Genomic DNA, 3,027 nt, shown 5'->3' on the forward strand with positions numbered 1-3,027 from the left:
GAGGCGTTGGCGTGCTTGCGCCACTACAGTTGCCACTCCAGTGCCGAGACGATTGCGAAGGCGCTCACCGGGAGCTACCGCGCCGAGCATCTGTTGCGCTTGAGCAGGCACTGGCCCTTTACGACACCAACAATAGAACGATTGGGCTGAGACGGGATCATAATCGCCTCGTGCGACGAAAAGGTTCAGCGAGCACTGCGCTGATCATGCCTGGAACTTTGCTGCAGGGGCGCTCATGACAGAAGACGCAGAGTTTCATATCGCGAGAAGCTGGCTGCGGTTGCATTGCTAGAGGATGTCAAACGCATTCATTCCTCTGTACCCGGCGAAGATATTACAACCTGCCCTGCAGCGGTCCCACGACCTAGCGGATTTGTTAGCAAAAACCGATGGACTTCGTGAGGCGCCTTTGGCCCGGCGCTGCAAAGGACGTGGAACACCCCAGCCGCTACCACAAAGAGTATTGGTTCCGATACCCCGAGCGCGCCACAACTGCCGACGTCTATAAGGCCGAAAGCGCCTGCATGATGGTCGGCCACCTTCTAGTGGAGGTCGCTCAACTAATTGGCTACAGAGGATAGCGGGTCACTCTCCTACTCGCGCCGGTGGCTCGGACCCCGCATGTTGCGCCAGCACCGGCAAGCAGCGCGGGCGCGACGCTGGCGAAAGTCTCACAGGGGTCCCACCCGAACCGGTTGGTGCTCACGCGCTGCCCCTAGAAGATCGCGTATGCGTGCAGCGATCTTCCGTGCCTCCTTCGGCCCGAGATTGGGCTTCACGCAATCGAGTATGTCTACCATTGCCTGAGCCTCCCTGGCATTAAACGTCGCGACTTGACGATCTGCTTGGCTCAGAGACTGATCGGCCGCACGGGCCTGACTGGCTGCAAGCACCGCAAGCGCTTGCGACCGCAGTGGGATGATGTGCTGCTCGAATGTGTACATCCGTTGGCCCCCGTGCTGTCCCTGCCACGCACCGCTAACGTCGGTGGCCAGCCCTCCCCTTTGGAACGGCAAAGCCGGCCACCTTGCTCCTGAGAGGGTCACGTTCTCCCTGGCGCACCAGATAATGGCGCGGACAAGTAACCGGGTCGCCTACCAGAATTGGTGGGGACGAGAATGTAAGGTGGTGCGAGCATGCTCAGCGCCGTCGAGGTACATTCGGACGTGAAACCACAGCACGTTCATGGAAGGGTCGCAGATGGTGAAATGGTTCTACAAAACTCACGCTGGGTTGGCTCAGATCGTCCCCACTGGGGAGGATTTTACGGTCACGCTTGGTGATGAGACATTGGGGCGGTATGCTTCGCCAGCCTCCGCGGCCGAAGACTTGGCGAACGGGACATGCTCTTGGCCTTCGGCCGGAGACCCATCAAACCTGGGCATACCGGACAAAATCAGCCAGTGGCAGCGGGTGCGTTGACTTACGCTCCCGAGGGTCCTCGCCCCTGGTGATCACCGCCTGCTTGGATCATCCGTAGTCGAAGTTAGCGGCAACGTGACTCGGCGCCCGAGCGTTGGAGGCAGAGCGCGGTCCCTGCAACGCACCGCCAACTTCGACACAGCCAGCCTCACAGCAGCGGAAGAAGCTGACGGTACGATACATTCATCAGGAAAAGCCCTGGCACAACTACCAGAACCGGTCGGCCCCACGTCGTCAGGCAATCTCTAAGCTGGTCCGACAGCTTGCAGAGACGGGAGACACCCCGCATGGCAAAACGCGTGCGCATTCGTTGCATATACAAGTCTGACAGGCGAAACGCACATGAGAGAATCAAATTTGTCGGCGGGCTGAATTCAGACGGAACGCGATAGAGGCTATCCGTCGCGAAGACTATCCGAGATATCGAAAGCCGCGAATGGGAGTACTACGTCGAAGAATCAGGCCTCACTGTCGAGGTCATTGTCGCGACCGACGGCCGACACAAGTACATCAAGACAACAGTGGACGGAATTCAACCGGACAATCTCCTCTCGCTCCCTGAGTGTCCGTGAGGGATCGCAGGCAGTGCGGGCGAGACTCGGCGCCTGTTGGCTTGGGGCATGACAGGACGCTGTCCCTGCCCCGCCCGCACTACCATAGAAGCTAGCGGCACGTGACTCGGCGCTGACCGTTCTGGTGCCATCGCGCTGTCCCTGCCACGTCCCGCTAACTGCGGGGCTCCGTATCCGCCCTGGCTGACCAAAAGCTGACGAGACTGCGCGGCCATCCATGAAACGAAAAGCGGCCCGTGTGAGCCGATTGCCGTCGAGAACAATACGGACGAGCCTATGATGGCTGCGAGCGTCAAGCACACGACTGCTCGGGCAATAACTTCGTGTTGACAATTACTGTCCGCTCAATCTGCTCCGGGCAATCTTGCAGCCAAGCGAAGACGGCCTCAAAACTGTAAGGCGTTACGACTTCACGAGCGTCGAGCCCAATGCCAGGACCGTCTATAAGATAGAAGCGTCCATCAGGGGTTATCAATTATTATGTACCCTATTACCTAATGGTTCTGGTGTCCCTGAATTGGCAGAGCTGGCTCCGGAAAACTGGACAGGGCGATAAGTGGAGTTTGTGCCTGACGGCGGGCAAGATTGTCCCGCGAATCAGGAGAGACGATGAGCAGACGAGCCCGCCGGCAGCACGCACCGGCATTCAAGGCCAAGGTGGCGTTAGCGGCGATCAAGGGCGAGATGACGCTGGCCCAGTTGGCTGAGCATTTCGACGTGCACCCGAACCAGATCACGCAGTGGAAGTCCCAGCTTCAGGAAGCGGCGGCCGAGGTATTTGGTCCTGGCGGTGGCAACAAAACGAGCGAGCCCGCGGTGGACGTGAAAACGCTGCACGCCAAGATCGGGGAGCTGACGCTGGAGAACGATTCCTAAGAAACGGCATCGCCGACGGTCGGCTCTAAGGGCTGGAGAACGAAGTAATGCCTTGGCACGCCGATGCAAATTGTTGACCACTCGCGTCCGGTAGCGCGTCTCGTAGGAAGAGGCCCCGGGATCGACATAGTCCATTCCGTATCGCACAGCATTGTAG

General features: G+C 59.1%; 1 protein-coding gene and 1 pseudogene. Both read left to right on the forward strand.

Annotated elements, in window-relative coordinates; genetic code table 11:
- The first annotated feature begins 1,844 nt into the window (after positions 1 to 1,844).
- Entirely contained in the window at positions 1,845 to 1,994 is a 150-nt protein-coding gene (locus GGD61_RS41160) for a DUF3892 domain-containing protein (RefSeq protein WP_312012861.1), read from the forward strand.
- A gap of 609 nt (positions 1,995 to 2,603) precedes the next feature.
- Positions 2,604 to 2,864 (forward strand): annotated as a pseudogene (locus GGD61_RS39995) (transposase); the annotation flags it as partial.
- Positions 2,865 to 3,027 lie beyond the last annotated feature (163 nt).

The sequence above is a fragment of the Bradyrhizobium sp. SBR1B genome (assembly GCF_014198205.1).
Taxonomy (GTDB): Bacteria; Pseudomonadota; Alphaproteobacteria; order Rhizobiales; family Xanthobacteraceae; genus Bradyrhizobium.